Below are 25,451 nucleotides of genomic sequence, written 5' to 3'. Positions count from 1 at the left end.
CCGTTCATGTTGAACGGGAAAGGGGTGCAAAGCATGCGAATCAAGAAGAAAAGAGGAAGGAATCCAAAGCGGATGTTCTTATTGTTTTTAGCATTATTGTTGATCCCCTGGACATTGCCGGCAAATTCACATGCCGACTCCGTGACGGGTAAGCCCGAGCTAGCCTCCGATGGGCCGGGGAAAGCGACCGAGGCCTTAATCGCCGAATGGGTCTTCAAGAACAAGGGAGAAGGAGGCGTCCATCCTGCAACGGGAGGAGAAAACAAGTCTTCCTCCATCCTCCAACAGGTCGGAGGATATTTCGAATACTACGACAGTAAAGCCCAAGATATCAGCTACCAGGGCTGGGATAATGGCCAGGGCAAGAAATATTGGTTGGCCATGGTTTCTACCTCAGCCTACAAGAATATCAAACTATCCTCGGAGCAAAGCTCTTCGGGTTCCGCTCCTAACGATTTCAAAGTACAGGTAAGTACCGACCGAACCGTATGGACAGACGTCCCAGCAGGCACTGTCCAGATGAATATCGTTTCAAGTTACAATTGTCCGAATCAATCCTGCATACTTAATAACGTCTCCCTGCCGAATGCGGACGATAAGCAAATGCTGTATATCCGCTGGGTGGTTAATTCCAATAAGCCAACCAACCCTAAAGATAATCCGAACGGCATTGGATCGGGAGGTTCCAGTAAAATTCGGAACATTCGCGTAACTGGAGAACCGATTTCCGGAACAACGCCTGAACAGCCTACCATCGACGTATCCTATATACCGGAGCAAGGTGCGGATAAGGTAGCTGTGACCACGCCGATTGAGGTTAAGTTCAATAAACCGATCACGGTAACGGCCAAACAGGACATCACGGTTCGGGATGGCCAGAATCAGCCAGTTCCAAGCCTTGCCGTCGAAGTCATAAACCAAACGACCTTGCGCATTGGGCATGGCGGATTAGGTCAAGGGAAAAGCTACAGGGTTACCATTCCCCAAACCGCGGTCCAAGGAAAAGACGGCTCCCTCCTGATTCGAAATATCGAGTGGAGCTTTACGACTGTAGGAGCAGTCTCTCAGCCGAAACTCATTAACATGACCTTGAACGGCGATCCTAAAACAAGCATGGCTTTCGCTTGGTACACGGATACCTCGGCCGGAACGAAGGTCCAGGTTGCCGAATCAACGGGAACCGGTAACGTGTTTCCGAAAGAGGGTGTTCTTGAATTCACCGGAACTTCCGAGGAAATTTCGACTTATATGACTAAGGGTGACAGAACGACGGGTAAGAAGAAAAAGTTTTTCAGTCATAAAGCAAGCGCGAATGGATTAAAGCCGGGAACCGATTATGTATTCCGGGTAGGCGACGGTTCGATATGGAGCTCCGTTGGATCGTTTAAAACCGATACGGCAACACCGCAGCCATATCGCTTTATCGTGGGAGCCGACTCTCAGGCCTCGAGCAAATCAGGCTTTGAACCATGGGCAGATACCTTCAAGAAAGCCTACGAACATATTGGCAACCCCAAATTTCTGATCAATGCCGGCGATCTGGTTGATAATGGCGACCTGGAAGAGCAGTGGCAGTGGATGATCGGGCTTGCGCAGGAGCATCTGATGAAAGTGCCATTTGTACCCGTACTGGGCGGACACGAAGTATCGGATTGGGACGGGGATGCCACAACGCCGAATAATAACTTTTACAACCATTTTAATCTGCCACGGAAAGTGGTGGATGCGACACATGACGGCTCGGTCTATTCTTTTGAATACGGCGACGCGCTATACATGGTCTACAACTCGCAGTTTGACGGCAAGCTGAACAAAGACGGCTCCGTCGACTGGGATGATGAACAGCACGAACAGTTTTGGAACCAGATTGATTGGATGCGGAATACGGTGGCGAAGACCGACAAGAAGTGGAAATTCGTAACGCTTCACAAAGCGCCATATGCAGCTGGCGATAATTCCGCGCAATGGGAAGGGGATCGCGTTAAATTTTACAGGAAAAATCTGATTCCGGTTTTTGACGAGCTTGGCATCGATATGGTGTTTGAGGCTCACGATCATATGTATATGCGTTCCTTCCAAATGTACGGGGACAAGGTCATCGATCCGAAAAAACTCGAAAAAGACGAAGCAGGCAACGTCGTCAATCCTCAAGGAACGGTGTATCTGATGTCCAATGCGTTTGGAAACAAATTCTATTACAAGAATGAACCGTATGACGATTTCTTTGCAGCAATTAACAACCAGCCGAAGAAAAAAATGTTTACGGATGTGTCGGTTGCGGATCAAATTTTGAAATTCGATGCCTATACGGCTGCTGTTGAAGATGAAGGAAAGAGCGGATACGGGAAAAATGGGCTGAAGGTATACGATCATTACGGTATCAAACGAACAGATACCAAACCGGATCCGGTGGAGGGAGCACAGGTTAAACTCCAAGGTAGCAAAGCTACGTTGACCTGGAAGGCGCCTTCTTCAAGTAAAGAGCAGGTAAGAGGATTCCGTATTTACGAAAAGGATGACAAGATCAGCAAGCATTGGAGCCTCTATGTACCAGTGAAGTCGGGAACGTCGCAGTACAGCGTTGTTATCGACAAATTGAATCCGGATATCCAATATAATCTGGTGATCAAGTCTGTTGGCAGAAGAGACAATTCCAACCCAGTCACGGTAAGCACTTCGAATCAGGCCGAGGGGAATGAGCCTCCATCCGCTTTGGATGGATTGGCGGGCAAAGGCGTGTCTCCTTTCCAAATCGACCTGACCTGGAGAGCGCCTTCCGGCAAGGCACCGGATCGTTATCATGTTTACCGCAACGATAGTCACGTTGGAACAACCAAGGAAATAACATATATCGATACCGGGCTGACGCCCGACACGGAATATCGGTACAAGGTAACGGCCGTCACCGCGGGAGGAGTCGAATCGCTGCCATCGGAAGAAATCCGCTTGAAATCGCCGCCTTCTTCGCAAGGCATCGGGCCTTACAAGCCGTTCCCGCAGCATACGGCCTACACCTCCGGCTCGATCAAGCCAAATCATATGCAACAAGCGCAACTGGATGCGACCGTTGCCCGGTTGTATGATGAGTGGAAGCAGAAATACTTGAAAAAGAAGCCGTATCTTCAATCTTCGGAGCCGGATCAGTACTATGTCTGGTATGCCGACGGGGACTGGTTCCAAGAAGAGTTTGACAAGGAGCTTAATGTCAAGTATCAAGCGATGACCGTTTCGGAAGCGCACGGATACGGGATGCTGATCACCGCACACATGGCGGGTCATGATCCTAAGGCCAAGGCTTATTTTGACGGACTATATCGATATTTCAGAGCACATCCGAGTAAGATCAACCCGGACCTTATGGCTTGGAAGCAGGGCGATACAGGTCAGGCCGTCGTGGATGTCAGCGGCGTGGATTCGGCCACGGATGGTGATATGGATATCGCATACGCGTTACTCCTTGCGGATCGCCAGTGGGGAAGCAACGGTGAGATCAATTACTTGGCCGAAGCCAAAAAAGTAATTGACGCTATCATGAAGAGTGATGTCAATCATGCTGAGTGGACTTTGAAGCTTGCAGATTGGGTAAGCGACGATGATGCCAAATATGGCAGCGCTACGCGTCCTTCCGATTTTATGCTTCAGCATTTGAAAGACTTCAAAAACGCGAGCGGAGACGCCAATTGGGACCGCGTCATCGACAAAACCTATTCCATCAGCGAAGGATTATACAAAAAGTACAGTCCGAATGCGGGGCTGCTGCCCGACTTCGTGGTCAAGAAAAATGGCAGCTATGCTCCGGCAGATTCGACATTCCTGGAGTCTGAAACGGACGGGGACTATAGTTATAACTCTTCGCGTATTCCTTGGCGGATCGGCACGGACGCTCTCATGACAGGGGAAACTCGTGCCAAGGAGCAGCTAAATAAAATGACGTTTTGGATTCGCCAAGTGACCGGGGATGATCCAAGCAAAATATATGGTGGTTACAAGCTGGACGGGTCAAAAGCACTCGTGGATTATACGGATACTTCATTTTCTGCGCCGATGATGGTCAGCGCCATGATAAATCCGGCGAATCAGGAGTGGCTCAACCGATTATGGGACCACAATGCCTCCATCTCTACAAACGATGACGTGTACTTTGGGAATACGCTGCGTCTCCTAAGCATGATTGTCGTTTCGGGTAACTGGTGGTCACCGACCATCGCGGATACCGAAGCGCCGATGCAGCCAACCATCGAAGAAGCGATAGCTGTATCCGATTTATCTGTGGAACTGAAGTGGACTCCTTCTTTCGATAATGCAGGCATTGCAGAGTATAAGGTTTATCGGAATAATACCGTCATTGGAACCTCAAATACGACGGATTATAAGGATAGCGGCTTGACGCCGAATACAACGTATCAATATTTTATCGTAGCTTACGATACTTCCGGTAACATGTCCAAAATCAGCAATGTCAGAATGGTCTCGACGGGGAAGCAATGAATATAATGCGATAATGATCAAACCATGTAGGACTGTACCGCAATGATCACATGAGCTCGCGGCAATCATAATAAACGAATAAAGAGCCTGGGGCCACCCCGGGCTCTTTATTATCCGCTCCTGGAACAACCTATTTATCGTTTATTAAAGAATAAGAGGCATTAGAGCTATCGTGCTTCCTCATTAGCTTTGCGAATTTCTTAAGTTGTTTCCTTAGCAGAAAAGGTTATACTTATCAATAGGTTAATTTGAAAGTCATCAGGGGGATATGTAAATGGCAAAACAGGATGAAGTTTCATTACAGAAGAAATTGAGGCCAAGGCATATCAGCTTTATGGCGATGGGCGGTGTAATCGGCACCGGGATATTCAAAGGAAGTGCCGAGACGATCAGTCTCGCTGGTCCGGGCGTTATTTTCTCTTATATCTTTGCAGGACTGCTTCTTCTGGTCGTTATGGGAGCGATGACGGAAATGGCTACGGTGTATCCGGGCCGCAATATGAAGGATTTTGTTCGCGAAGCCTTTGGTAAGCGGGTTTCTTTTGTCATGGGCTGGATGTATTGTTTCATGTGGCTGTCGGTATGCGTAATTGAAGTGATTGCGGCTGGCAGCTTTCTGCAATACTGGTTTCCGGAGGTTCCGCTGTGGCTGCTGAGCCTTGCAAGTGCGGCGCTCATTATTTTAATCAATATGATGAGTGTTGGAAGTTTTGGCGAAGTGGAATTCTGGCTTGCCGGAATAAAAATCGCCATGATTATTAGTTTTATTGTGCTGGGAAGTTTTCTGATGTTTGGCATTATTCCGAGTTCGGACACCCCGTACCTTCAAAATTTCACTGCTCACGGCGGGTTTTTGCCAAATGGATGGTTTGCCATATTCTCGGCTCTGCTTGTCGTTACCTTTTCGTATGGAGGCTCCGAGCTGATAGGTCTCACATTAACCGAGACCGAGAATGCGGAGAAAATCCTGCCTAAAGTTGTGCGCAACTTTATATTAAGGGTGATTTTGTTCTTTACGCTGCCGCTCCTGATTATTTGCGGGTTGATTCCATGGAACCAGCTGGGGGACGAGTCAAGTCCTTTCGTTCAGGTGTTGTCCGCTACCGGATTGCAGGGAGCAGCCCACATCATGAATTTCATATTGGTAACGGCCGTGCTGTCTGCAGCCAACTCCGGTATTTATGGTGCGACACGCATGATCTATTCCATGGCAGCCGCCGGGGAGGCTCCAAGGAGCTTGGCCAAGACCACAAGCAAAGGCATTCCGCTTAATACGCTGAAACTTTGCGCTATGATTCTTTTGGCAGGCTCAATGCTGGGACTGTTCGCGCAAGACCAGTTGTTTCGGGTCCTGATGGCGGTTCCGGGCTTCGTTGTGGTGCTGGTATGGATCTGCATTTGTTTCTCCCAGCTGAAGCTTCGCAAAGCTTATCCGGTGGAGCCCAGCTTTAAGGTATGGGGCTACCCCTATGTAACTGCGTTTACTGCGCTTTGTCTATCGGTGATCACGGTCCTCTTCCTCATCGATGGACAGAATCGGGTCAGCATCAGCGTATGTCTGTCCGTTCTGCTGTTATTGGTTGCTTGGTCCATCATGAAATTCAAAAAAGAGGCAGAAACGCATAACTGAGTGGATCTCGGGCTTTAACTCAATGGTAATCGGAGACAAGCATCATGATTAACGGAATATACGAAAGAGAAGGCGGCAGGGGGAATGAATCCTCTGCCGCCTTTTTATATGCGTGGGAACAAGTAAAGAAAGTGAAAGGAATTTATGATCAAAAGAAGTCACTAAATAGTGGTTTCTTTTTTAATACACGGAGTAATTGTGGGAAATTGTTATAGTTCGTGCTAAAGCGATATTATATGGCATAAAAGATGGCATGTGCTCGACGAGAAAAAATTACAATTACCTTATATCAAAACTTTTGCTCTATCAACAAAAAAACGAATATCTTCATGTATACTATATTCAAACTCTGATCAAATATAGTTAATTAAAATTTATTCAATATATAATGAGGTTAGAATTTAATTAGTTAATTGCAGAGTGCTGTTGTTTCTTACGCCTCGAGATAAAATCCAAGTGATTCATCAGGCTTTTAGCTTACCGAATATATAATTGTTTCGGATAGATGTTGCGAAGTAATTCTTCAAGCTTTTCTTTTTATACATTTGTCAGACCTAGACTAATCGTAACTAAGCTTCTTTTGAGCCTTATGTTTATATTTATAAACTAATTTTTTTCTCATTTCATAAAAGAGGTGTAATAAATGTCATTAACATCATTTTTATTAAATGTATTATTCAAAAAAGGGGATGCTAAAAGAGATAAAGGATTATCTACCCCAGAAAATATCGAAAGGTTTGACAACCTTGATTACTATGGGGATAAAAGTGAAGACCATTTGCTTGACGTATATTATCCAAAGGCTACAGAAAACCCTTTGCCAGTAATTATATCGGTTCATGGTGGTGGCTGGGTGTACGGGAACAAGGAAGCCTATCAATTTTACTGCATGAATTTAGCCCAGTACGGATTTACAGTAGTAAACTTCAACTATCGCCTAGCACCAAAGAATAAATTCCCATCGGCTCTAGAAGATGTGAATTCGGTTTTTTATTGGGTGAAAAATAATTCAACAAAGTTTCATATGGACTTAAATAATTTGTTCATTGTAGGTGATTCAGCAGGAGCACAGATTGCAGGTCAGTATGCAGCAATCATTACTAATTCAAAGTATGCAAAACTGTTCGACTTCAAAATGCCTGATATAAGAATAAAAGCAATGGGATTGAACCACGGAATGTATGATCCTCTCGATAGAATAAAAAACAAAGAAGCGAAAAAATGGAACATGGGTCTTTTAAATGCTTTGATGAAGGACTATCTTGGTAATGAAATTCACAAGTATGAAAAGGAAATGGATTTTCAGTCAAACATTACGTCATCTTTTCCTCCTTCTTTTGTGACTTGCAGTGTTAATGATGGATTAGTTGGGATTCAGCCTGTTTTCCTTAGTAAATTAGAATCCGCAGGAATTCATTATATTTATAAGGAATATGGTCATAAAGACAAAGCGAGCGGCCATGTATTCCACCTTGACTTAAGAAAAGACGAAGCAACAATACTCAACATCGAACAAATAGATTTTTTCCGGCAATACGTGGGTCACTAGTAAGTTTTCAATGATTCCCATTCGCACAAACATCAATCTGACTTGGGAGCTGAACACTGGCGAAAATGAGATCAAATCCGTGGAATTTCCACTTATTCGATTCTCTCAAATCAGATTGAAGGTCAATGAGGGAGCTAACCCATTGGGGCAAATCGCACTGAACGAGCTTGAATTGTATAACAATTCTGATCTATCCAAAGATATGATCACCACAACATTTGCTACAGGAGCAGGTTCGATTACTAATATCATCGACAACAATTTGAACTCTGCATGGGGAAGTACCGGAGATGTGACCTTCCCAGGCTATATTACCTTGGACTACGGAAATAATATAGTACCCGTAAACAAGGTTACATTGGTCACGTTTTTTGGAATCGGCCAAGGCATTACAAATGTTGACGTGGAGTATTTCGACGGCAGCCGTTGGGTGACGGCATTATCTGGCGCATCGGTCGAATGGAAGCTGAACGACAGTACGAAAGAACGCCAGAGCGTTTCTTTTCCAACGGTAAACGCTTATAAACTTCGATTGAAGGTTAATGAAGGGAATCGGATCTGGGGGAACATTGCGTTAAATGAACTTATTGTTGAGCATACCTCTGATAACGTACCCGTTACTGGCATTATGCTGGATAAACCGGAGCTTGTTTTTAATTCCATTTCGGGCCGCAGTGCAGAACTCCAAGCAACGGTTATGCCTGCGTGATGCGGCGATGCTCCTTAACCCATAGCAGATTGTGAATGAACTGAATCGAAATGGAATCAGTGGCTGTTTCTACGGAGGCAGCCGCTGATTTGTGCTGGGAAGAAAGCATTCGAGGTGCATTCCATGATAATCCCGGGTATGATGATTAGGTAGTATGGGAGTAATTCATTATACTTATAGTAAAATGGTTGCTTCAATATGAGATGGAAAAGAGGGAACGGATGCCTACTATACTGGTTGTTGACGACGATGCGAATATTCGCGAACTCGTCTGTTTATTTCTACGCAACGATGGATTCACAACGGCCGAGGCCGCGGACGGGAAGGAAGCAATGAACGTCTATGCCTCAACGCATGTTGATCTTGTCGTGCTCGATATTATGATGCCGAATATGGATGGTTGGACGTTGTGCAAAGAACTCCGAAGAGTCAATCCTGATCTTCCGATACTTATGCTGACTGCGAGAGGCGAAACATGGGAGAAGGTAAAAGGATTCGAGCTTGGGACAGACGATTATTTGACCAAACCTTTCGATCCATTGGAGTTGACGGTGCGTGTGAGAGCATTACTTAAACGATACCGGATCGGCTCTACACAGACAATTCAGTTAGGAAGCGTTACACTTGATCGGCAAACCTATAAGGTGACGAGAGGAACAGAGGCGTTCATGCTGCCGCTTAAGGAGTTCGAATTGCTGTATAAGCTTGCTGGTACACCCGGACAAGTCTATACGCGCGAGCAATTGATCGATCAAATTTGGGGGATTGATTATGCTGGAGATGATCGAACCGTAGATGTACATATCAAACGTTTGCGCGAACGGTTTGCGGCTACACCTGATTTTCGGATCGAAACGGTGCGTGGGCTGGGCTACCGGCTTGAGGTTTACGAATGATTAGGTCTTTATATATCCGTGTAGTCCTGACCTTTCTCGTCTCCGTTATCGCAGGCACGGTCATCTCATTTTTTATATCTACTTGGATATTCGAAGATAAATTGAACCAAAACGCGCAAATCAACTTGCGTAACTTTGGCCAAGACGTTGTGCAGATCTATAAGACGCTACCGTTACGTGAAGCGGAATCGTTCGTAAGTGGAATGAAGCAGCTCGACTCCTATCATATTCGGATTTACGAAGCAACGGGAGAGTTCCAGCCTTACGGTAAACTTAACGGACACAAACCTGCTAAGGTGACGATGGAGCAGCTAAAGAAAGTCATCGATGGAGGCGTTGTTCAAGAAACGCCGAACGGTATTGCTACGGTCCTCTTAGGGTTGCCTTTAAAAACGGAAATGGGAACGAAAGCGATGTTTTTGGAAACGCTCGCCCCCCCTTCTGCCTCTTTTGTCGCCAAGTGGGGATTGATCTTTGCAACCTCTTCGTTGATTGCAGGCAGCTCATTGATTCTCATTGCCTCTGTATTCCTGGTCAGACCGATCAAAAAGCTGACAAAAGCGACCAAGCGTATTGCAGCTGGAGATTTCAACGTTAAATTGAATATTAAGCAAACGAGTGAGCTAGGTACGTTGGCTCGCAGTTTCGAAGACATGATGCACGATCTGCAGCGACTGGAGCAGATGCGCAGGGAATTCGTAACGAACGTGTCGCACGAGGTACAGTCCCCGCTCACCTCGATATCCGGTTATGCTCAAGCGCTCAAGCAAGTAGACCTCTCTGATCAAGAACGAAGTCGGTATCTCGATATTATCATCGCTGAAGCGAAGCGGATGTCCGTCATGAGTGATAGCCTGCTCAAGCTGAGTATGCTTGAATCGCAGTCACAGCAACCACGACTTAGCACACTCAGCCTGGATGAACAGATCAGGCGCGTCATTGTAACTCTCCAACCACAATGGTCTGCTCGCAACATTCATTTTGAGCTTGATTTACAGACCGTAAAAGTAACGGCTGATCACGACCAGTTAAATCAGGTATGGACGAACATCCTCAGCAATGCAATCAAATTTTCCGAGGATGGCGGCGTAATTAAGGTCAGCATCAAACAGGACATCAAATACGTGACCGTCCGAATAACCGATACGGGCATAGGAATTTCCCTTGAAGACCAGAAGCGTATATTCGAACGTTTTTTCAAAGCGGATCGTTCCCACAGCCGCAAGTATGACGGTAGCGGTATGGGACTTGCCATCGTCAAACAGATTGTATCGCTTCATCAAGGCGACATCCGAGTGGAAAGTGAACCTGGTCAAGGAACGACCTTTATAGTCACGTTGCCAATCACTCCACCAACGGAATAATTAGGCTTACAGGATAAGGTGGAGGTATAGAATGTCCATCTGATATCTAAACCGAATTTTCAGGCCACGTTTCACACACAAGTTTCCTTGTATGTGAAACGTGGCCTTTTTTGTTAGTTCATGCTCCGTTCATATTGTCGTCATGGTGAGGACATCTTGGTTGGTTAGGCTTGCATTAACGCTTGTTACGGCCATTAAACTGATGAGGACAGGAGCAGATGTATGTGACACAAGAAAGAGAGAAGAAAAAATGGGATGGAACCAAATTGAAGAAAGTATTAAACATTTTGCTTAAAGTATTAGGCGCGATCGTTATAGCCATCCTACTTTTTGTTGCTATCGTATATACCGTTAACAAAATCAGCAGTCATTCGGAGCAAAAAAGAATGGAAACGTATGGACAGCAGGTGACTGTAGATGGGAAACAGATGAATGTCTCCATTCAGGGTGAAGGGGATGAAACGATCGTAATTCTGCCCGGTTTTGGAATAGCGGCACCAGTACTAGATTTTAAGCCACTCATTTCAGAGCTATCCCCATATTATAAAGTCGTCGTGGTTGAACCTTTTGGTTATGGATTGAGTGATCCAACCGAAAAGGAACGCAGTACGGCAAATATCGTAAGTGAAATCCATGAAGCGTTGCAAAGTCTTCATATTGATCGTTATATCCTTATGGGCCATTCCATTTCCGGGATCTACAGCCTGGATTATGTGAACAAATATCCAAACGAAGTAAGTGCATTTGTCGGACTGGATAGCAGTGTTCCAACACTCAGTGAACAAAAGATTGATGCGTCAGATACGCAACCGATTAAATGGTTCCGTAACTTAGGATTCGCGCGATTACAATTGAAACTGAGTGCTGACCCTTATGATGGACTGCCTTATGATGAGCAGACCAAAGAACAATTGAACATTCTGATCCGAAAAAATATGTATAATACCACTCAATTAAATGAGGCAGAGAGCATGTATTCCAACTTTAAAGCAGCTGAACAACTAACGTTCCCTGTAAATCTACCTGTCCTTTTCTTTATTCAAAAGAATCACCCTGCAACAGACAGATGGATTCCCGAGCATGAGAAGCTAATAGAGAACACTGTGCATAGTGAAGTGGTGCTGCTAGAAGCGAATCATTATTTGTATCGTTCCCATGCCAAAGAAATTGCGGAAAAATTCAGGGGATTTATGACGTCCCAGTAAGTAATAATTTATTTGCTTGTTCATATTCAGTTCATATTGACGTCACGGGGAGTACATTTTCATCGGTTAAGATTTCATTAGCAGCAAAGAAGAAAGCCGAACTAACAGTTCAAGACAGGAGAAGATGAGAGTGACACAACCAGAGGAAAAGAAAGCGAAGAATGGATCGAAGGCCAAGAAAGTACGGAATATTATACTTAAAATACTAGGAGCAATCGTAATCGCCATTATTTTGTTTCTAGGTATTGTTTATATCACGAATGTGATCAGTAGCAATTCCGAAGCGAAAAAGATTGAGCCTTATGGTCAGCATGTATCTGTAGACGGGAAAAATATGAACGTGCTCATTCAAGGCGAAGGCAAGGAAACGATTGTGCTTCTGCCCGGTTATGGAACAGCCGCACCAGCGCTTGATTTTAAGCTGCTCATCGATGAGTTATCTCCACATTACAAAGTTGTGGCGGTTGAGCCATTTGGTTATGGATTAAGTGATGGAACTGAAAAGGAACGAACGACAGAGAATATCGTAAGTGAAGTTCATGAAGCTCTACAGCAGCTTAACATTAACAAATACATTCTCATGGGCCACTCCATTACAGGGATTTACGGCATTGATTATGTGAACAAATATCCAAATGAGGTGACTGCATTTGTCGGAATTGACAGCAGTGTTCCAACACAACCAGGCATGGATGTTAAATTTCCATTAAAGACGTTTGCATTTCTCAAAAAATCAGGTCTCCAAAGATTGGCGGTCAAATTTGGCAGTGATCCTTATACCGGACTCCCATTTGATGAGCACACTGTAGAGCAGATGAAAATGCTGTCGAATAAAAATTCGAATAGTTCCACGATGTTGAATGAGATGGACCATATTTCTTCCAATTTCAAAGGGGCTCAAGGATTAACCTTCCCGAAAGAGCTTCCGCTTCTTCTCTTTGTTCAAGCGAATAATGAAGATATAAAAGGATGGATACCGTTGCACGAAGGACAGATTAAAGATTCGGTACATGGGAAAGTAATCACAATGGATGGTACACATTATTTACACCATACTCAATTCAAAAAAATTGCTGAAGACGTTAGAGCTTTTATGAACGAAGCGAAATAAATAGGGGGTAAAAGTACACTCGTGACTTAACAGATATGCATTAACGAATATGAAAAACCGTCCTGTTGGGCGGTTTTTCCATAGTAAATCCAATTCGGATGATGTCCGTGAAGAAAGAGAGAGGAATTCAACATGAGATTTTTTGAAATACTTTTAGTTCTATCCTGTTTCGCTTTACTCATAGACCTACTATTTATTAAAAGAAGTTCAAAGAAAATAGGCTTGGGTGTGGGGATAGGAAGTAGCGTCATATTCGTAGTTCAATTGCTGCTTGAGGGATACAGATGGCAGTTACTTTTGGTATATATCATGACGGCTATATTCATACTTCTTGTTTTACTCAGACATTCTGAAAAGATGATAAATCTAAAAATAGGAAAGCTGTTGAAATATAGTTTATCTTCCCTAATCGTCATTCTGCTGGTTGGTTCTACTGCCTTGTCTGTATACCTACCTGTCTTTAATTTGCCGAAGCCGGATGGTCCAGAGAAAGTGGGTACTCAAACATTTCATTTTACAGACCATAATAGAGCTGAAGTCTTAACTGAAGATCAGAGTGATAAGAGGGAACTAATGGTTCAAGTCTGGTACCCTACTGAAAACAGCAATAACCACAAGCGTGACACGCTGTTTCCAAATAATAAAGAAATGTTCAAAAAGTATATTCAGAGCTTCTCAACTTCTTTAAAACTGCCTGAATTTGTGCTCGACTACTTGAAGTATAGTCAAACCAACTCTTATGAAAATGTAGAAATATTACCTTCCACAAGTCCTTATCCCGTGGTACTGCTATCTCATGGTATGGGAACCAGTAGAGTTCTACAAGCATCACAGGCGGAGAATCTGGCCAGTCATGGGTATATCGTAGTGACAATCGATCATACGTACAGCACCTTTGCTACCCTTTTTCCGGATGGCCGTGTAACGAGTTATACAACAAAGATGACAACCATAGACGACCGCAGAGAAATTGGGGATATATGGACAAAAGACGTGGAGTTTGTAATCAATCAAATCGAAAAGCTGAATTCAGGTGCAATTGAAAGTCAATTTAAAGGGAAAATTGATTTAAATAACATAGGCGCGATGGGGCATTCTTTTGGGGGTGCAACGGCGTTTAATGTAACGTATTTAGATCATAGAATCAAGGCCGGAGTTAATATGGACGGGTCACTGAATGAAGTGGAAAATAGAGATGATATAAACAAGCCGTTTATGTTCATTAGATCGGGAAGTTTTAAAGACTGGTTAGTCAATTTTGAAAATGATAGAAATTCGGATGACGAAGTAAATAAATTTCTTTCAGATGAGCTGCACATTATGAAAAATGTTATCGAACATGGGGGAAATGTGATTTATGTAGAAGGAACCCAGCACTTTAATTTCACGGACCTTCAATTCTATTCGGAGCTGATTAAACTGTCCGGGATAACAGGAGATATCAATGGTAAAAGAGGATCAAGCATCGTAAATCAATATGTACTCGATTTCTTTAACAAGCAATTGAAAGGAACGGGTGGAAATCTGATTAAGGGTCCGAGCGAGAAGTATCCAGAGGTGAAATTTATTGACCCGGAAGAACTCTAATCAACCAAAACATTTAAACTCAGGAGATGATGTGAATGGGACGACAAAAGGGAAAACGAACTTCAATCGCTGCGTTAACCCTGGCGTTAACGATGTTAGCTCCGATGTCAGTAATGGCCACACCAGCTGCCGATAACAGAAGCAATCTTTTGTATGAACCAACCAAGAAAACAGTAGCGGAGAAAGCCAAGATCCTTACCGAGACGTACGGTACGACCAGTGTGCAATATGCATTAATCGATGGTGGAGAGATTGTGGTGTCCGGTCAAACGGGCAAAAACGATATAAATAACAAGATACCTCTCACTTCGAATACGATCTACGGCATTGGTTCAACCAGTAAAATGGTACTTACCACTGCTGTACTGAAGCTGGTTGACGAAGGCAAGATTGATTTGGATGTGCCCGTTGTGAACTATATCCCTGACTTTAAAATGAAAGATAACCGATACAAACAAATCACACCACGCATGCTGTTGAATCATTCCTCCGGTCTACTGGGCAGCTCTGGCAGCAATGCCACATTGTACGGGGATAATGACACGTATTCACATGACACTTTTCTGGATCAATTGGCGATACAGACTCTAAAAGCCGATCCAGGAGAATACTCCGTATATTGTAACGATGGTTTTACATTAGCGGAGATACTAGTCGAAAGAGTTAGTGGCATGGGCTTTACTGCATTTATACACAAATATATTACAGAGCCCCTGGACATGAAACATACTAAAACACCGCAGGATGTGGTTGACCCGGCAGAAATGGCGCGAATCTATTCTCCTTTGTATGAAGGCCAGCTACCACAAGAGAATTATAATATCATCGCTACTGGAGGCATTTATTCCACCGCTGAAGATCTGGTGAAATTTTCACAAATCTTCACGGGAGAGGTCGAAGGCATTCTTTCCAGTAAGTCGGTAAAGGCCATGGAGCAAGAAGAATACAAAAGAGGCATGTGGCCGAAGGATAGCGATACGTCTATATCTTACGGGCTAGGGTGGGATAGTGTGAACTTGTTCCCATTCAGTGAATACGGCATCAAGGCCGTTACGAAAGGTGGGGATACCATATCGTATCACTCATCATTAATCGTACTGCCGGAATACAATCTGGCTGCAGCCGTTACCTCTTCAGGTGGGACAAGTGCCAAAGATCAGTTCATTGCGAGTGAACTATTACTCGGCGCACTTGAGGAAAAGGGTATTATTACAGAACGGAAGCCGGAAAAATCATTTGGGGTGCCAGTGAAGGCAGATATACCTAAAGAAATATCCACGTATGCAGGTATGTATGGCGCCAATAATTCGGTTAAGAAGATCGAAATGAATCATGCTGGACAAATGACTGTATCCACTCTCGCAGCTCCGAGTGATTCGGCGCAAAAATACACATATACATCAGATGGTACTTTTGTTAACGATAAAGGCACAGAAAAGTTGAAATTCGTTACGGAGCAGAATGGAAGTACGTATCTGTGGTCTCGATCATATATATCCTTGCCAAGTCTTGGGCAGTTGGCTTTCTCAGAATATACAGCAGAGAAGCTGGAAGCCAATGAATTGTCCCAGGATATTATGGCTTCGTGGGAGAAGCGTGAAGGTAAAAGATATTACGTGGTAAATCAGAAATATACATCAACGGTTTATCTCAATTCATCACCAATTATTTCTATTCATTCTAATAAAGAGACACCAGGGTATATGTCCAATCATAAGATTATTGGAGCAAACGAAGCAGTCACTGAGCTGCAAATCCCTGGCATGGCGGGGCGTGATACAAAGGAAATTTATTTCTCTAAAAAGAACGGAGTAGAGTACATTACAGCCGTAGGTAGCGTATACGCCAGTGAGGAACTTGTACAACCACTCTATTCGGGTAATCAATCCGCAACAACGATTCAAGCAGATGGATATGCCAAATGGTTTTCGGTACCATCGACTGTGAAAGGAAAAGTCATGACGGTTAAAATGCCTTCAGATGGCGCCTTTGCCGTATATGATCAGAATGGTGTTTGCATTAATCACACCGTGGTTAGCGGTAAGAATGAAGTTGTGTTACCGGAGAACGGCCGTATTGTATTTGCAGGTGAGGTCGGTTCCATATTTGAAATTTCATTGAAATAGACAAAGTCTTTATCCCCTTTAAGTAGACCCTTAAAGGGGATATTTTTATGGAGAAAAAGGAAGAATCAAGGATTTTAAATCATCATGTATTCAAATTATTTTGCCTGTTCATACTCGGTTCATATAAACGTCACGAAGAGTACATCTATATTGGTTATGCTTATTCTATCACCAAGAAAGATACTCTAATAAAGAGATAATGACAGGAGAAGATGCAAATGATACAACAAGAGAACATCAGAGTGCCCAAGAGAACCGTCAAAAAACGAACTTCAATTGCAGCGTTAACTCTAGTGTTAACCATGTTAGCCCCATTATCTGCAATGGCCGCACCGGCTGCCATGAATAACAGCATTAACCTTACATATGAGACAACAAAGAAAACCGTAATCGAAAAAGCTAAATTACTGACTGAGACGTACGGTACGACGAGTCTGCAATATGCGCTCATTGATGGTGGAGAGATTACGGTGTCCGGTCAAACGGGGAAGAACGATCTAAACGACAAGGTACCTCTTACTACGAACACGATCTATGGCATTGGTTCAACCAGTAAAATGATGCTTACAGCCGCTGTAATGAAGCTGGTTGATGAAGGCAAGATCGATTTGGATGTGCCTGTTGTGAACTATATGCCTGATTTTACAATGAAAGATAAACGATACAAACAGATTACACCCCGTATGTTGCTGAATCATTCCTCGGGTCTTCTGGGCACCTCAACCAGCAGTGCCATATTGTACGGAGATAATGACACGTATTCACATGATACGTTTCTCGATCAATTGGCGGATCAAAACCTGAAGGCAGATCCCGGTGCATACTCAGTCTACAGCAACGATGGCTTTACGTTAGCCGAGATTCTGGTCGAAAGAGTGAGCGGCCTCGACTATACGGCATTCATACACAAGTATTTCACGAAGCCTTTGGATATGAACCATACTAAAACACCACAGGATGTGGTTAATCCGGCAGAAATGGCGGGAATCTATTCCCCTTTTTATGAGGGACAACTTCCAAAAGAGAATTATAATATCATTGCATCAGGAGGCATCTATTCCACGGCTCAAGATCTGGTGAAATTCTCACAAATCTTCACAGGAGAGGTCAAAGGGATTCTTTCCAACAAGTCAGTAGAAGCCATGGAGCAAAAAGAATACAGAAGAGGCATGTGGCCAGAGGATAGTGATTCTTCTATGTCTTACGGATTAGGGTGGGATAGTGTGGACTTGTTCCCATTCAGTGACTACGGCATCAAGGCTGTTACGAAAGGTGGAGATACGTTATCTTATCATTCTTCACTCGTCGTACTTCCGGAATACAACATGGCTGCAGCCGTGATCTCTTCAGGCGGAGCAAGCATAACCAATCAATTCATTGCGAGTGAGTTATTACTTAGCGCACTTGAAGAAAAGGGCATTATTAAAGAACGGAAACCGGAAAAATCATTTGGTGTACCTGTGAAGGCTGATATGCCTAAAGAAATCTCCAAGTTTGCAGGGATATATGGTGGCAATAATTCAGTTACGAAGATCAAAATAAATAAGGCTGGACAAATGACGGTCTCCTCTCTTACGGCTCCAAGTAATCCGGTTCAAGAATACACCTATACATCAGATGGTACTTTTGTGAGTGATGATGGTACAGAAAAGTTGAAATTCGTTGTGGAGAAAAATGGGAATACCTATCTGTGGTCTCGATCGTATATCTCCATTCCAGGACTCGGACAGGTGGCTTTCTCAGAATATAATGCGGAGAAGCTCAAAGCCAATACATTACCCAAGGAGATTAACGCTGCATGGGCAAAGCGCGATGGTAAAAAATATTATCTAGTGAATGCGAAATACACATCAATGTTCTATCTTAATGCTACATCGATCCTGCCTATTCATATGAATAAAGAGAATCCAGGGTATATGTCCAATAATAAAATTATTGGAGCAGGCGAAGCAGCCAATCAATTGCAGATTCCGGGTACTGCCGGACGAGATACGATGGACATTCATTTCTCCAAAAAGAACGGAGGAGAGTATCTTACATTTTTAGGTTATTTATTCGCCAGTGAGGAAATGGTGAAACCAATCTATTCGGGTAAACAATCCGCAACAACCATTCAAGCTGATGGACATGCCAAATGGTTTTCGGTACCAGCTACTGCGAAAGGAAAAATCATGACAGTGAAGTTACCTGCAAATGGAGCCTTTGCTATCTATGACCAGACCGGAATTTGTATTAATCACAGCGTGGTCAGCGGTAAGAATGATGTTGTTTTACCAGAAAACGGTCGTATTGTATTTGCAGGTGAGGTTGGTTCCCAATTTGAAATTTCATTAAAAAAGTAATTTGAATAGATCTCGGAACGGCTGTACAACAAACGAACTCAACAGGAGAGAACCATCATGATGAAAAAAATATTAATCATTTTGCTCAAAATATTCGGAGCCATAGTTATCGCTTTTGCATTATTTATTGCCACTGTTTTTATCGTTAATGTATTTAGCAACAAATCAGAGGAAGGGAAAATAAAACCCTATGGTCAGTTTGTAGCGGTTGACGGGAAAAACATGAATGTGTTGATCCAAGGAAAAGGCGAAGAAACGGTCGTATTACTTCCCGGATATGGAACACCAGCTCCAGCCCTTGATTTTAAACCGCTCATTGATGAGTTATCACCATTTTACAAAGTTGTTGTCATTGAGCCTTTTGGTTATGGATTAAGTGACGTAACTGAAAAAGAGCGTACCACGGAAAATATGGTTAGTGAAATTCATGAAGCGTTACAGCAGCTTAATATTCATCGTTACACGCTCATGGGTCACTCCATTTCAGGAATTTACGGACTGGACTATGTGAACAAATATCCAAACGAAGTAAGTGCCTTTGTCGGGATTGATAGCAGCGTACCAACGCAGGGAGGTAATGATGATCCATTCCCAACCGAAACGTACAAACTGCTTAAAAAATCCGGATTCTACCGATTGTTAATGAAACTGGCCCCTGATCAACTGATTGCACCCGACGTTGATAATGAAACAAGAGAACAAATTAGAATACTTTCACTCAAAAATACGTTTAATCCGAACAACCTGAATGAAGGCGAAAATTTCGGTCCTAATTTCAAAGCAGCTGAGAACTTGTCCTTCCCCAAAGATCTTCCTGTGATTTTCTTTTTACAAGCGAATGATACCGAAACGGAAGGATGGATACCTTTGCATGAAGAGCAAGTTAAAAATTCAGTACATGGTAAAGTGATGACATTCGAAGGTGGACATTATTTACACCATACCCGATCCAAAGAAATAGCTGAAAACTTCAGGAAGTTTATGAATGAAGTGAAATAAACTTGGTACCTATCAAAATTGATTTCAGAAAGAGAGAAACGCCCGTCCCCAGTCGAACACCGGGGAACGGGCGTATTTATTTTTCATATTCATTATTATTTATCTGTTAACGAAATTTCGAACCTTGAACCTGCTTCACCGGCAAATACAATCGTACCATTCACAGGTAATGCAACTTCATTCTCACCACTGACCACGGTATGATTCGTGCTGATACCAGCCTGGTCATATACAGTGAAAGCACCTTTCGAAGGCATCTTCACCGTCATCACTTTACCTGTAGCGGCTGCGGGGACCGAATACCATGTCGCATAACCATTCGTTTGAATCGTTGTCTCTGATTGTTTTCCCGAATAGAGTGGTCTCACAAGTTCTTGACTGACGTATACCTTTCCTCCTGCTGCCACGTATTCCACGCCGTTTTTCTCGAAGAACTCATACTCCATCGTATCCCGTCCAGCCAAACCTGGAATTTGCAGTTGGTTCACGGCCAGGTTTGCATCAACAATTTTATTGGTATACACATAACCGGGTATCTCATTAAACATATGAATGGGGATGATCGGCGTTGCACTGTCATATACCGTTGAGGTGTATTTCTCATTCACCAGATAATATCGGTACATGGAAAAGTTATAACTATGTCGTACATATATTCACTTTGCATTCAGAGGGCCCTCCTGAGTAAGCAGCTTACACCCTATATTGTCTCTCTATCAAAAAAAGGTTCGGTTCTTTTATTTATTTTTTCAAGAACGAGTGGGACAACCCGGTTACTTAACTATAAATCAATCCGTTTCCATTCGACTATTCAGCTAGGTGTCAATGTCACAAAAGCCTTGATTGGTATTGTTATATATATAGTTAAAACAACCAAACACAAGGAGAAATGACCTATGAACAAAAGTATGAAAATAACGGTTGCTGCGCTAAGCGGTGTATTGATGTTGGGCGCCATGAATGTTTCTGCAGAGGCAGCACCAGGTAAATCTGCAAGTACGGCAGCCGCTGTGAGCAAAGTGGCACAACTGGAAAAAGAGGAAATAGCCAGAATTGAAAAATTGCTTGAGGCGAATCCGAATGACTCTTATATGGTATACGTAAGCAATGAACTGACCAATGGAAAAGGTATAGAGACTTTCGCTATGGGGAACATTCATCCAGAGTACACTACCTATGATGATTATTGGAAAAAAGCCTCTACTTTAAAAGAATCGGTACTGAAGGAGCCGAATAAACTGCCAGAGAATTATAGCTTTGTATCGGGGGAAATACTCGGTCCATACAGCAGTGAATATTATAATGAATTGAAGGCAGAAGCTAAAAAGCTGAAAAAGCAAGTTCATTCCAAAAAAGTGAATTGGACGAAATCAAGCATGATTTCATTACAATATAAGAACGGAACCGATTATGTTAAATTCCAAAGCGCACGACTTGATCCGAAAGATAAGAAGCAGAAAGGGTATACCTATATAACCGCTGAGGAATTGAAAAAGAAACATCCCAAGCTGGGTAAGAATTTTATAACCAACACGCTTTCCTGGGTCGAAAATGGCAAGTCATTCAGCATCTCCACCAATCCGGGTAATCCGTTGACAGAAGAAGACCTGATTAAAATGGCTACAACGGCGGTCAAAAAGTAAAAAGAATAACCATATTTAGTTTTAAATTGATATAGAATACAAATATAAAATCTTTTGAGTGAAATAGGGTGCATTTAGGAAAATAATTCTTCCTACTTGCACCTTTTTGTAATATTATAGAAATGTTTATATAAAGTAAGCGTTTACTTTGGAGGTTGCGCATTTGAAAAGGAGGGGTGAATTCAGAATTAATACCTGTATTTCAACACTAGATAATATGGAGGGAACTGATGAAAAAAACCGTTTATATCAAGATCGTTTGTCTGCTGTTGAGTTTGGTTGTAGGGATGGGTTCGGCATTTGTGGCAGTTCAACCTGCAAGCGCACAGGCGAAGACGAAACAGGGGAGCGGGAATGTTGAAAGCAGTGATACTGGCGCTATAGTAACCTTTCCTGACAACAAGAATGACACGCCACCAAGCGTTACCGATGTTGTGTATGACAAGGACGGGAATATAATGTCCAATGGACAATCGGATGATGAAGGGGCTCGCCTCCTTGCAGGGGCTACATTCAGCGGAACGAATCTTGCCCTGAATGCTCCAGCTTTTTCTTCGGGTAATGAAGTGGATTATTTGACGCCTGACTTGGCGGTTGACGGCAAGGGCAATACAAGATGGTCTTCAGCTATAGAAGATGATCAGTGGTTCTATGTTGATCTGGGCGAGAAGAAATCGTTCGACCGGGTGGTCATTCGCTGGCAAACTCCAGCCGATACATACAAGATTCTTGTGTCGGATGACGCTCAGACCTGGGTCAATGTCAAGGACAATGATGGAATTATCCAAAGCAAGGGAGGCGTGGAAACCGTCGACTTCCCTTCGCTTGAGACTCGTTACGTGAAATTCCAGGGCGTTAAGCGGGCGCCTGTCGAAGGAACGCTGTACGGCTATTCCTTTTATGAATTTGAAGTGTATCAGTTGAATGATTTACAATCTGTGATCGATAAGGTTGCGGGTGTTTTGAACGTGAAAGCCGGACAAACCAAGCTGGATTGGTCTGCAGCAGAGGTGCCGGATGGATACAGCGTAAGTGTATTTGGAAGCGACAGGCTCCCTATCATTGACCTCGAGGGAAATATCCGTACACCGCTTGTAGACGCCAAGGTGAATCTGATCATCCAAGTGGAGGATCTGAACCAACCGGATCGGAAACTGCTGTCGGACAATATGACTGTCATCGTTCCGGGCTTGCATGAGCAAACACCGGATCGCAATGCCGAGCCGGATGTCATCCCTTCGCTGCGTGAGTGGTGTGGAGACTCAGGCAATTACACATTAACCGAATCCTCGCGCATAGTGGTGGACCCGAAGGATGAGTCGGTATTGCGCAAGGCAGCGGAGATCACGCGCGATGATCTGTTGGATCTCACAGGATATGAGCTGGAAGTGACAGCAGGGCAGCCGCAATCCGGCGATCTCTACTTAGCTATTGATCCGTCCTTGTCCTGGCTTGGGGATGAAGGGAACGTGTTCAAGGTGAGTGAGTACGTTTCAATTACCTCATCTTCGGCGACAGGGGCCTTCTTCGGCACGAGAACGGCGCTCCAAATCATCAAGCAGAACGAGGGCCGCACGATTCCGCGCGGGGAAGCGAGGGACTATCCGAAGTATGAGAAGCGGGGACTTATGATCGACGTTGCCCGCAAATATTTTACGATCGATTTTCTGCGGGACTATGTAAAGCAGTTGTCTTGGTACAAAATGAACATGTTCCAAATCCACTTGAACGATGATGTAGGGACTCCGTTCGCAGATGGAACGACGGCTGCATATCGCTTGGAGAGCACCACGTATCCCGGACTTGCAAGCGGGAACGGTCACTACACGAAGCAAGAATTCAAGGAGTTGCAGTTGATGGCCATGGATTATGGCATCAACGTGGTTCCAGAAATTGATACGCCTGGACATTCCCGCGCATTCACTTCCTATAATCCGGCACTCGGGGATGAGCGGGGATTGGATATTTCCAAGCCCCAAACGGTGGAATTTGTCAAAAGCTTGTTCAATGAATACTTGGATGGAAGCGATCCGACCTTTGTCGGGCCTGAAGTGCTCATCGGCACGGATGAATACTGGGGACCGGATATCGAGCGATTCCGTTGGTACATGGACACCTTTGTGAAGCATATCAATAGCAAGGGCAAGCATCCGATCATGTGGGGAGGCTTGACCATGTACAACGGGACCACACCGATCAGTAATGATGCAACGATGGGAATCTGGTATGAACCGTATGGTGCACCGCAGCAGGCCGTGGATCTCGGTTATGACATCATCAACTCCCAAAATGTCTTTTTGTATATCGTGCCTACGCTCTATGGGAATTACTTGAACTCGCAATTCCTATATAACGAGTGGGAGCCGAACAAATGGGAGAACACAACGCTACCGCTTGGCCATCCGCGCGTGAAGGGCGGCATGTTCTCAATGTGGAACGACGTGTCCGATGCGAACAGCGTATCCATGGACGATGCGCATATCCGTTTAATGCCTGGAATCCAGGTGGTCGCAGAGAAGATGTGGACCGGGACGAGAGACGACAAGTCCTTCTCCCAATTTGAACAGCGGACGAAGCTTCTTGGCGATGCACCGAATGCTGACCGTTCTCACAAAATTAAAGTGAACAATCAAGATCATCTAGTCATGCGGTATTTGTTCGAGCAAAGCTTCAAAGATGATTCAGGCAACGGCTTTGACGGAAAAGGCGTCAATGTCGATATAACGGGCGGCAAGTACCAGCAGGGCGTTCGCTTCAATGGAGGGAAAAGTTATATCGAAACGCCGGTGGATGCGATCGGGTTCGGCTGGACCGCCTCCATGTGGATTAAGCCCGATAAGAACAATCCTGATGATGCCGTATTAATGGAATCGCCTGCAGGAACTCTGAAGCTGAAGCAAGGCAAGACTGGAAAGCTCGGATTTACCAAGGAGCATTATAACAGCACTTTTAACTACGTCGTTCCGGAAGATAAATGGACGCATATTTTGCTGAAGGGCGATGACAAAGGCGTATCGCTGTTCGTCAATCTTGACGAATATGTGGAACGGCTGGAAATGCAATATCCGAAAATGCATACACTCGTTTTACCTACGCTGCGAATCGGCAGCGAGACAAACGCGTTCAAAGGAGTATTGGATAATGTTGTCATCCACAACAAAGCGATCGAGCTGCTGAGTACAGAAAACCTTGCACTGCACAAGACGGCAGAGTCCTCTGAAACGGAATTCCCTTATTATTCTCCTGATAAGGCCGTGGATGGCAATGAATCCACCCGCTGGTCCAGTGCGTATGTCGATGATGCCTGGTTCCTCGTGGATCTGGGAGAGAACAAGGAAATAAATAAAGTTACGATAAAGTGGCAGGGCGCTTACGCGGAGAAATATCAGATTCTGGTGTCGGATGACAAGACGAACTGGGAGAATATTTCTGGCGAAGGCGGCGTCATAGAGTCTAAGGGAACACTGGACATTCTGGAGTTCGACACCAAGCAAGCCCGATATGTGAAGTTCCAAGGCGTGAAGCGGGCAACCGTCTTCGGCAACTCGTTCTTTGAGTTTGAGGTGTATTCACCGGGGAACATCCCGGAATATAAGGAGCTGATTGCCAAGATGGAGTTCCTTCTCACGAAGGTGAACGAAAACGCAAAGCTGCATCAATTACTGCTTCAGGTATTGAATCGCTATCCATATGACGCGAATCGTCCGATTGATCCTATGAAGACATTGATCAAACAGATTGAGGATTGAGACTCCCACGGCTAAAGCCGCAAGCTGACACCTTCGGTATCATTGGGATTCTT

15 protein-coding genes are annotated in these 25,451 nt (G+C 44.1%); 14 read left to right on the top strand and 1 reads right to left on the bottom strand.

The window, feature by feature from the left end:
* The first annotated feature begins 33 nt into the window (after positions 1-33).
* The 12 genes from ABEW73_RS18630 (at position 34) to ABEW73_RS18575 (ending at position 20,006) form a co-directional block, all read left to right on the top strand.
* Positions 34-4,488 (top strand): glycosyl hydrolase family 8, encoded by a 4,455-nt coding sequence (locus tag ABEW73_RS18630; protein ID WP_430165874.1) that lies wholly within the window; start codon positions 34-36, stop codon positions 4,486-4,488.
* A 274-nt stretch (positions 4,489-4,762) separates the two neighbouring features.
* Positions 4,763-6,118, top strand: a complete 1,356-nt coding sequence (locus tag ABEW73_RS18625; RefSeq protein WP_430165871.1) for an amino acid permease — start codon at positions 4,763-4,765, stop codon at positions 6,116-6,118.
* Between the two features lie 643 nt (positions 6,119-6,761).
* A complete protein-coding gene (locus tag ABEW73_RS18620; protein WP_430165868.1) occupies positions 6,762-7,667 on the top strand; it encodes an alpha/beta hydrolase in 906 nt (301 codons plus the stop codon).
* Positions 7,668-7,809: 142 nt separating this feature from the next.
* Positions 7,810-8,376, top strand: a complete 567-nt coding sequence (locus ABEW73_RS18615) for a hypothetical protein (protein ID WP_430165865.1) — start codon at positions 7,810-7,812, stop codon at positions 8,374-8,376.
* Between the two features lie 221 nt (positions 8,377-8,597).
* On the top strand, positions 8,598-9,272 hold the full coding sequence (locus tag ABEW73_RS18610) for a response regulator transcription factor (RefSeq protein ID WP_430165863.1): 675 nt from the start codon (positions 8,598-8,600) through the stop codon (positions 9,270-9,272).
* Entirely contained in the window at positions 9,269-10,636 is a 1,368-nt protein-coding gene (locus tag ABEW73_RS18605) for a sensor histidine kinase (protein ID WP_430165860.1), read from the top strand. The genes ABEW73_RS18610 and ABEW73_RS18605 overlap by 4 nt, the downstream gene beginning before the upstream one ends.
* Before the next feature lie 218 nt (positions 10,637-10,854).
* A complete protein-coding gene (locus ABEW73_RS18600; RefSeq protein WP_430165858.1) occupies positions 10,855-11,841 on the top strand; it encodes an alpha/beta fold hydrolase in 987 nt (328 codons plus the stop codon).
* A gap of 130 nt (positions 11,842-11,971) precedes the next feature.
* Positions 11,972-12,952 carry an alpha/beta fold hydrolase gene (locus ABEW73_RS18595; RefSeq protein WP_430165855.1) on the top strand — a complete coding sequence of 327 codons (981 nt, stop codon included), beginning with the start codon at positions 11,972-11,974 and terminating at the stop codon, positions 12,950-12,952.
* Between the two features lie 132 nt (positions 12,953-13,084).
* Entirely contained in the window at positions 13,085-14,539 is a 1,455-nt protein-coding gene (locus tag ABEW73_RS18590; RefSeq protein ID WP_430165852.1) for an alpha/beta hydrolase family protein, read from the top strand.
* 35 nt (positions 14,540-14,574) lie between these two features.
* A complete protein-coding gene (locus ABEW73_RS18585; RefSeq protein WP_430165849.1) occupies positions 14,575-16,665 on the top strand; it encodes a serine hydrolase domain-containing protein in 2,091 nt (696 codons plus the stop codon).
* A gap of 218 nt (positions 16,666-16,883) precedes the next feature.
* A complete protein-coding gene (locus tag ABEW73_RS18580; protein WP_430165848.1) occupies positions 16,884-19,007 on the top strand; it encodes a serine hydrolase domain-containing protein in 2,124 nt (707 codons plus the stop codon).
* A gap of 57 nt (positions 19,008-19,064) precedes the next feature.
* Positions 19,065-20,006 carry an alpha/beta fold hydrolase gene (locus tag ABEW73_RS18575; RefSeq protein WP_430165846.1) on the top strand — a complete coding sequence of 314 codons (942 nt, stop codon included), beginning with the start codon at positions 19,065-19,067 and terminating at the stop codon, positions 20,004-20,006.
* Between the two features lie 95 nt (positions 20,007-20,101).
* Here ABEW73_RS18575 and ABEW73_RS18570 read toward each other — a convergent pair whose 3' ends face one another.
* Positions 20,102-20,632, bottom strand: coding sequence for a hypothetical protein (locus ABEW73_RS18570; RefSeq protein WP_430165843.1), 531 nt, complete (start codon positions 20,630-20,632; stop codon positions 20,102-20,104).
* A 270-nt stretch (positions 20,633-20,902) separates the two neighbouring features.
* Between ABEW73_RS18570 and ABEW73_RS18565 the strand changes: the two genes are divergently transcribed.
* The gene (locus ABEW73_RS18565) at positions 20,903-21,649 is read left to right on the top strand and encodes a hypothetical protein (RefSeq protein ID WP_430165840.1); all 747 of its coding nucleotides are present in this window, start codon (positions 20,903-20,905) and stop codon (positions 21,647-21,649) included.
* A 230-nt stretch (positions 21,650-21,879) separates the two neighbouring features.
* Entirely contained in the window at positions 21,880-25,398 is a 3,519-nt protein-coding gene (locus ABEW73_RS18560) for a discoidin domain-containing protein (protein WP_430165837.1), read from the top strand.
* Positions 25,399-25,451 lie beyond the last annotated feature (53 nt).

The organism is Paenibacillus lautus (assembly GCF_050482385.1).
Classification (GTDB): domain Bacteria; phylum Bacillota; class Bacilli; order Paenibacillales; family Paenibacillaceae; genus Paenibacillus_AQ; species Paenibacillus_AQ lautus_B.
The sequence above is the reverse complement of the archived record's forward strand: the minus strand, read 5'-3'. Positions and strand labels throughout refer to the sequence as shown.